The organism is Bradyrhizobium sp. NBAIM01, from assembly GCF_020194115.1.
GTDB lineage: Bacteria > Pseudomonadota > Alphaproteobacteria > Rhizobiales > Xanthobacteraceae > Bradyrhizobium > Bradyrhizobium yuanmingense.
Window position 1 is genome coordinate 98,693 of sequence record NZ_JADYVU010000020.1, and the last position, 8,207, is coordinate 106,899.

Annotated in this window: 6 protein-coding genes; 5 read left to right on the forward strand and 1 reads right to left on the reverse strand. The window is 64.7% G+C overall.

Features of this window, described 5'->3' with window-relative positions:
* Positions 1-65 precede the first annotated feature (65 nt).
* Complete coding sequence (locus I6F31_RS33905; RefSeq protein WP_225115082.1) at positions 66-509, reverse strand: DUF2809 domain-containing protein; 444 nt, start codon at positions 507-509, stop codon at positions 66-68.
* A gap of 79 nt (positions 510-588) precedes the next feature.
* On the opposite strand from I6F31_RS33905, the gene I6F31_RS33910 reads away from it, so the two are divergent.
* The 5 genes from I6F31_RS33910 to I6F31_RS33930 all read left to right on the forward strand — a co-directional run bounded on the left by I6F31_RS33910 (position 589) and on the right by I6F31_RS33930 (position 8,060).
* Positions 589-1,920: an MFS transporter gene (locus tag I6F31_RS33910; RefSeq protein WP_225173035.1), complete on the forward strand. Its 1,332-nt coding sequence runs from the start codon at positions 589-591 to the stop codon at positions 1,918-1,920.
* Between the two features lie 239 nt (positions 1,921-2,159).
* Positions 2,160-3,266 carry an efflux RND transporter periplasmic adaptor subunit gene (locus I6F31_RS33915; protein ID WP_225186860.1) on the forward strand — a complete coding sequence of 369 codons (1,107 nt, stop codon included), beginning with the start codon at positions 2,160-2,162 and terminating at the stop codon, positions 3,264-3,266.
* Between the two features lie 222 nt (positions 3,267-3,488).
* Entirely contained in the window at positions 3,489-6,626 is a 3,138-nt protein-coding gene (locus I6F31_RS33920; RefSeq protein WP_225186861.1) for an efflux RND transporter permease subunit, read from the forward strand.
* A 33-nt stretch (positions 6,627-6,659) separates the two neighbouring features.
* Positions 6,660-7,259, forward strand: a complete 600-nt coding sequence (locus tag I6F31_RS33925) for a TetR/AcrR family transcriptional regulator (RefSeq protein ID WP_225186862.1) — start codon at positions 6,660-6,662, stop codon at positions 7,257-7,259.
* Positions 7,260-7,436: 177 nt separating this feature from the next.
* Entirely contained in the window at positions 7,437-8,060 is a 624-nt protein-coding gene (locus I6F31_RS33930; RefSeq protein WP_036024785.1) for a flavin reductase family protein, read from the forward strand.
* The last annotated feature ends 147 nt before the right edge of the window (positions 8,061-8,207 follow it).

Sequence of the window (8,207 nt, forward strand, 5' to 3'; positions counted from 1 at the left end):
GTAGGGTGGGCAAAGCGAAGCGTGCCCACGTCTTGCCTATTCGATGACGAGACGTAGGCACGGCGCTACGGCGCCTTTGCCCACCCTACGGGACCGCGCATGGCAACGCGATCGATCCACATGCCAAACGCAATCCCAACCGCATAGGCCAGCAAATTCCAAAGCGAGAAGATGCGGCCGAGCAGCAACGCGCCGGCGGTGGTGAGGCGGAACGCATCGAGCCAGGGAGTATGCATCAGGCGGGAGAACTCGACGACTGCCGCGATCACTATCGCGATGGCTGCGAGCTGGCTCCGTGTCAGCCGCGGCAGCACGACTCCTGCCAGCAGAAACACCATCGTCGCCCACAGCAGCGAGCCGCCGTACTTCACGATGAACGCAGGCAGGCCGAGCGGGAAGCCGTACCAGCGAAGGGACAGCCCACAGGCAATCACTGCGAGCGCGAAAGCAGCGCGGATCAGTGAGGTCCGTAGAGGCGCAACAGGCGTGCCCGGCTGCGTCTCGTGCATTGCTTGCTCCATTGACTCTTTGCTCGCGATGCTGAAAACGGCCGCAGACCCGAAAAAAGCAACAACCCCGGGGGAAGCCATGAGCCAGACCACGACCTATGCCGGTTCCACCGGTGCCACCAAGTCGGACATCGAAACCTCGACCATCCGCGCCATCTCCTGGCGCCTGATTCCGTTCCTGGTGCTGGCCTACTTCTTCTCCTATCTCGACCGCGTCAATCTTGGCTTCGCCGCGCTCACCATGAATGCGGACCTGAAGTTCACCCCGCTGATCTACTCCTGGGGCGCCGGCATCTTCTTCATCGGCTATTTCATCTTCGAAGTGCCGAGCAACCTCGCCCTGGAGAAATTCGGCGCGAGCCGCTGGATCGCCCGCATCATGGTGACCTGGGGCATCATCTCGGCGCTGATGGCGGTGGTCAGCGGGGTCACCAGCTTCTACGTCCTGCGCTTCCTGCTCGGCGTCGCCGAGGCCGGCTTCTTCCCCGGGATCATCCTCTATCTCACCTATTGGTATCCGGCCGAATATCGCGCCCGCTTTCTTGCGGCTTTCGCCATCGCGGTGCCGGTCTCGACCGTGATCGGCGCGCCGATCTCGGGCCTGTTGCTCGGGCTCGACGGCATGATGGGCCTGAAAGGCTGGCAGTGGCTGTTCATCATCGAGGGCATCCCATCGGTGCTGCTCGGCATCGTCACCTGGTTCTATCTCACCGACAAGCCGGAGAAGGCGGACTGGCTCTCGGCCGAGCAGAAGGCCTGGCTGAAGGCGAAGCTGGATGCGGAGATCGCGGCCAAGCAAGCGGTGAAGCATTTCTCGCTCGGCGAGGCGCTGTCTTCACCGAAGGTGATCGCGCTCAGCCTGGTCTATTTCGGATTCGTCGGCGCGCTCTACGGCATGCAGTTCTGGCTGCCGCAGATCGTCAAGGCGTTCGGTCTCACCAACGCCCAGACTGGATTCGTCACGGCGGTCCCGTATCTGTTCGGCACCATCGCCATGATCCTGTGGGCGCGGCATTCGGATGCGAGCCGCGAGCGCGTCATGCATGTCGGCGCGCCGCTGCTGCTCACCGCAGTCGCGCTCGGGATCTCCTCCTATCTCACCGATCCCACGCTGACGATGGTGGCGCTGACGGTGGCCGCGATCGGCGTGTTCTGCTGCTTCGGTGTGTTCTGGACCCTGCCGACCGCCTGGCTGTCCGGCACGGCCGCAGCCGGCGCCATCGCGCTGATCAACTCGATCGGCAACCTCGCCGGCTTCGGCGGGCCGTACCTGATCGGCTGGGTCAAGGAAGCCACGGGCCAGACCTCGACGGGCCTCTTGGTGCTCGCCGTGCTGCCGTTGATCGCGGGCATCCTGGTGTTCGTCGGCGGACACGACAGCAAGCACGAATTCGCCGACCAGGAGCGGTGAGGGGATTTTTGTAGGTGGGCAAAAGGCGCGCACTTTGCGCGCTGCAACCACCATCTTCGCCGCAGAGCGGTTCTGGTGGGCACGCTCCGCTTTGCCCACCCTACAATAACACCTCGCGGCCAAGCCTATCCCTCCTTACCACTCCTTCACGATCACGCATTCCTGATGACTGACGATTATTGACTTTTATCAGTGAACAGTCGACATTCCTCTCAGTCGAGATGCAGGAGTGTCCTTCGATGTTCGTCCGGTCGATTTTGTCGAGCTATTCCAAGCTTTTCGCAGGAGCCGCGCTCGCCCTGATGGCCGTTTCGCTGGCAGGGTGCAATGATACTGTCGCCGAGAAGGCCGAGCCGCCGCGGCCGGTTCTGGTGGCAACTGCCCATTACGCTGCCGAGACCCCGGAGCGCAGCTTCGTCGGCACTATCCGTCCCAGGATCGAGAGCGATCTCGGCTTCCGCGTCGCCGGCAAGGTTGCCAAACGCCTCGTCGAAGTGGGCCAGACAGTCGAAGTCGGCCAGCCGCTCGCCACCCTCGACGAGGTCGACCTGAAGCTCCAGGCCGAGCAGGCCGTTGCCGAGCAGACCGCCGCAACCGGCGTGCTGGCCCAGGCCGCCGCCGCCGAGCAGCGCGCCAAGGACCTCAAGGCCAAGGGCTGGACCACGGACGCCCAGCTCGACCAGAGCCGCGCCGCCGCCGATGAAGCCCGTGCGCGCTTGAACCGGGCCGAGCGCTCGGTCGAGTTGACCAAGAATTCCCTTTCCTACGCGACGCTCAACGCCGACGCCCGCGGCGTCGTCACCGCAACGCTGATCGAGCCCGGCCAGGTGGTTGCCGCGGGCCAGGCTTCGATCCGTGTCGCCCGCTTTGCCGAGAAGGAAGCGGTCGTCGCTATCCCTGAGACGCTGGTCGGACGCGCCAAGTCGGGCGTCGCCAGCGTCACTCTCTGGTCCGAGCCGAACAAGCAATACACGGCCAAGCTGCGCGAGATCGCGCCGGCAGCCGATCCCGCCACGCGCACCTATCTGGCAAAGTTCTCGCTGCCCGAGGCCGACGACAAGGTCGCGCTCGGCATGACGGCGACGCTGACGCTGTCGGATGCCGCGACCGAGCGCGTCGCGCGGTTGCCGCTGTCGGCGCTCTTCAACGAAGGCGGCAAGCCCTCCTTCTACGTCGTCGACGACAACGGTGGCGTCACGCTCAAGCCGGTCACGGTGAAGTCCTACGAGAGCAAGGACGTCGTCATCACCGGCGGCGTGGAGGAGGGTGCCAAGATCGTCGCCCTCGGCGTGCAGAAGCTCGATCCCGGCCAGCGGGTGCGGATCGTGTCGTCCTTGTCGTTCTGATCCGTCGTTTGAAAGTCTGGTCCTTCGGACCATCCCGGAATGACAAGAGAAGTGAGTTACGTCGTGTGAGGTGAGTTTCGGCCTTTGTCCCTAAGCAAAGGCTGAAGCGGCGAAGCGATCCAGAACCTGCCCAGCCCCCTGGATTGCTTCGCTGCCTCGCGACGACGGTTTGAGCAGAGCGGCTGTCGTTGTTTGCAACTGGATCGTCTTTCGGAGAGTGCGATGAAGCGCTTCAACCTTTCGGCCTGGGCCGTCAGCCATCCGACGCTGGTGCTCTTCCTGATGATCATCCTCGGCGTCGCCGGCTTCTTCTCCTATGAGAAGCTCGGCCGTGCCGAGGATCCGTTCTTCACGGTGAAGGTGGTCAACGTCTCCGTGATCTGGCCCGGCGCGACCGCGCAGGAAATGCAGACCCAGGTTGCCGATCCCATCGAGAAGAAGATCCAGGAGCTGCCCTATTTCGAGAAGGTGCAGACCTATTCCAAGCCCGCCTTCACCGCGCTCCAGGTCACCTTCCGCGACAACACGCCGCCGAAGGACGTGCCCTACCTCTTCTATCTCCTGCGCAAGAAGCTGGTCGACGTGCAGGGCCAGCTGCCGTCAGGTATCCTCGGGCCCGTCGTCAACGACGAGTTCTCCGACGTCGATTCCATCCTCTACATGATGACCGGCGACGGCGCCGATTATGCCCAGCTCAAGAAGGTCTCCGAAGGTTTTCGCCAGCGCCTGCTCAAGGTGCCCGGCGTGACCAAGGTCGACGTCTACGGCAACCAGGATGAGCGCATTTTCGTCGAGTTCAGCCACGCCAAGCTCGCCACGCTCGGCATCGCGCCGCAGGCGCTGTTCGATTCGCTCGCCAAGCAGAACAACGTGACGCCGGCCGGCACGGTCGAGACCTCCTCGCAGCGCGTGCCGCTGCGCGTCACCGGCGCGCTCGACGGTGCCAAGGCCGTCGCCGAAACGCCGGTCGAGAGCAACGGCCGCGTGTTCCGTCTCGGCGATATCGCCACCGTCACTCACGGCTATGTCGATCCGCCGAGCTTCGTCGTGCGCCAGGAAGGCAAGCCCGCCATCGGCATCGGCGTCGTCACCGCCAAGGGCGCCAACATCCTCCAGCTCGGCAAGGAGGTCGAGAAGGCGACGGCCGACTTCATGAAGGCGGTGCCGCAGGGCGTCGACGTCAAGCTGATTGCCGACCAGCCCAAGGTGGTCGAGCACGCCGTCGGCGAGTTCGTGCACTCCTTCATGGAAGCGCTCGTCATCGTGCTGTTCGTCTCGTTCCTGGCGCTCGGCTGGCGCACCGGCATCGTGGTCGCACTGTCGGTGCCCCTGGTGCTCGGCATCGTCTTCATCGTCATGAACACGATGTCGCTCGACCTGCACCGCATCACGCTCGGCGCGCTGATCATCGCGCTCGGCCTGCTCGTCGACGACGCCATCATCGCGGTCGAGATGATGGTGGTGAAGATGGAGCAGGGCTGGGACCGCATGCGTGCGGCGTCCTTTGCCTGGGAATCAACTGCGTTTCCGATGCTCACGGGAACGCTGGTCACGGCCGCTGGCTTCCTCCCCATCGGCTTTGCCAATTCCGCGGTCGGCGAATATGCCGGCAGCATATTCTGGATCGTGGCAATCGCGCTGGTCGCCTCCTGGTTCGTAGCGGTGATCTTCACGCCCTATATCGGCGTCAAGCTGCTGCCCGAGATGAAGGCGCACCACAACCATGATCCGCATGCGGTCTACGAGACCCGCATGTACCGCGGCCTGCGCGCCATCGTGAAATGGTGCGTCAACCACCGCATCACCGTGGTGGTCGCGACCGTCGGCGTCTTCGCCGCCTCGATCGTCGGGTTCGGCCAGGTCCAGCAGCAGTTCTTCCCACTCTCGGAGCGCCCCGAGCTGTTCCTGCAGCTGCGCCTTCCGGAAGGCACCGCCTTCAACGTTACCGAGAAGGCGGTGAAGAAGGCTGAGACGCTGCTCAAGGACGACAAGGACATCGAGACCTATACCGCCTATGTCGGCCAGGGCTCTCCGCGCTTCTGGCTCGGCCTCAACCCGCAGCTTCCGAACGAGGCCTTTGCCGAGATCGTCATCGTTGCCAAGGGGGTCGAGGCGCGCGAGCGCATCAAGGCCAAGATCGAGACCGCGGCCGCCGAGGGCTTCCTGACCGAGGCACGCGTGCGCGTCGACCGCTTCAATTTCGGTCCGCCGGTCGGCTTCCCCGTGCAGTTCCGCGTGATCGGCCCCGATGCCAACAAGGTCCGCGAGATCGCCTACCAGGTCCGCGACGTCATGCGGGAGAACAAGAGCGTCAAGGACGTCCAGCTCGACTGGAACGAGCAGTCGCCCTACCTCAAGCTCGTCGTTGACCAGGACCGCGCCCGCGCCATGGGCCTGACCCCGCAGGACGTCTCGCAGGCGCTGGCGATGCTGATCTCGGGCTCGCAGGTCACGACCGTGCGCGACGGCATCGAGAAGGTCGGCGTGGTCGCCCGCGCGATCCCGTCCGAGCGCCTCGACCTCGGCGGCGTCGGCGATCTCACCATCACCTCGCGCAACGGCGTCGCCGTGCCCCTGCAGCAGATCGCTCGAATTGAATATGCCCATGAGGAGCCGATCATGTGGCGGCGCAACCGCGACATGGCGATCACCGTGCGCTCCGACGTCGTCGATGGCGTGCAGGCCCCTGATGTCACCAACCAGATCACGCCGAAGCTGAAGGCGATCAAGGATCACCTCGAGCCGGCCTACCGGATCGAGCCGGGCGGCGCGTTCGAGGAATCCGCCAAGGGCAACGCCTCGATCTTCATCCTCTTCCCGGTGATGGTCATGGTGATGCTGACGCTGCTGATGATCCAGCTGCAGAGCTTCTCACGCCTGATCCTGGTGTTCCTGACCGCGCCGCTCGGCATCGTCGGTGCCTCGCTTGGCCTCAACGTCGCCAATGCCCCGTTCGGCTTCGTGGCGCTGCTCGGCCTGATCGCGCTCGCCGGCATGATCATGCGCAACACGGTCATCCTGGTCGACCAGATCGAGACCGACGTCAGCCACGGCCTGACCCGGCGCGAGGCGATCGTCGAGGCGACCGTCCGCCGTGCCCGGCCGGTGGTGCTGACGGCGCTCGCCGCCATTCTCGCCATGATCCCGCTGACGCGCTCGGCCTTCTGGGGCCCGATGGCGATCACCATCATGGGCGGCCTGTTCGTCGCGACCTTCCTGACGCTGCTGTACCTGCCGGGCCTCTACGCCCTGTGGTTCCGCAAGAGCCTGGACGAGGCCGGAACGCCCGAGCAGCCGGCCGCGCCGCAGCATGGGAGCGATGACCCGCACGCAATTCCGCTTGCCGAAGCGGCTGAATAGATGAGAAGACTGTTGACCAGCGAGTCCTGACTGATGGCCCTTGTTTCGGAACATATCGAAGTCGACACCCGGGATCGCATCCTCGAGGTGGCCGAGCGGCTGTTCCGCCAGATCGGCTACCAGAAGACGACCGTCGGCGACATCGCCAAGGAGCTCAGGATGAGCCCCGCCAACGTGTATCGCTTCTTCGAATCGAAGAAGGCGATCCATCAGGCGGTGGCCCGCTCGCTGATGGGCGAGGTCGAGCTGGAGGCGCAGCGGATCGTGGCAAGGCCCGGTCCGGTGCTGCCGCGCTTCCGCGAGCTGCTCATCACCATTAATCGCATGAACACCGAGCGCTATGTCGGCGACAACAAGCTGCACGAGATGGTCGCGATCGCGATGGAGGAGGACTGGGAGGTCTGCGTCGCCCATATGGAGTGCATCGCCGGCGTCATCGGCCAGATGATCGCGCAAGGCGTCGCCTCCGGCGAGCTCGAGGCGCCGGACCTGCAACTGGCCTCGCTGTGCGCCTGCACCGCGATGATCCGCTTCTTCCACCCCCAGATGATCGCCCAGTGCGCCACCAAGCCGGGCCCGACCATCGACCAGATGATCGATTTCGTCATCGCGGGTCTGTCGCCGCGCCACTGACGGGCGGGGCGTTTTCTCCTATAAGCAGACTGATCGCCCCCGGCACGACCGCCGGAGGCGGACCGGGACGGACCCACAAACTCCGTCATTGCGAGCGCAGCGAAGCAATCCAGACCGTCTCCGCGGAGGGATTCTGGATTGCTTCGCTGCGCTCGCAATGACGAAAGGAAGCAGCGCGTGACCGACAAAGACCTGTACTTCTACGAACCCTCCAAGGGCCACGGACTCAAGCACGACCCCTTCAACGCCATCATCGCGCCGCGGCCGATCGGCTGGATCTCCTCGCGCGACGCCAGGGGCCACGTCAACCTCGCGCCCTACAGCTTCTTCAACGCGTTCTGCTACGTGCCGCCGATCATCGGCTTCTCCTCGACCAACTGGAAGGACACGGTCGAGAACATGCAGCAGACCGGCGAGTTCGTCTGGAATCTGACGACGATGGATCTCGCCAAGCACATGAACGCGACCGCGGCGCATGTCGCCCCCGAGGTCGACGAGTTCGAGGTCGCGGGCCTCACCGCCGTGCCCGGCAAGCTCGTCAATGTCCCGCGCGTCGGCGAGAGCCCCGTCGCCTTCGAGTGCAAGGTGTCCGACATCGTCCGCCTCAAGGGCGCCAATGGCAAGGAGGCCGACGCCTGGCTGACGCTCGGCGAAGTCGTCGCCGTCCACATCGACAAGGCCTTGATCAAGGACGGCGTCTACCAGACCGCCGCCGCCCGCCCCATCGTCCGCGCCGGCCGGCGCGGCGATTATTTCGAGATCAAGCCGGAGAACATGTTCGAGATGGTCCGGCCGGACTAGGCCACTCCGTCATTCCGGGGCGACGCGCAGCGTCGAGCCCGGAATCCATTCATCGACCAACGCTGCGGCACGATGGATTCCGGGCTCACGCTTCGCGTGCCCCGGAATGACAGTGGAGAGACATTCAGCCCCACCCCCTCCCGGAAC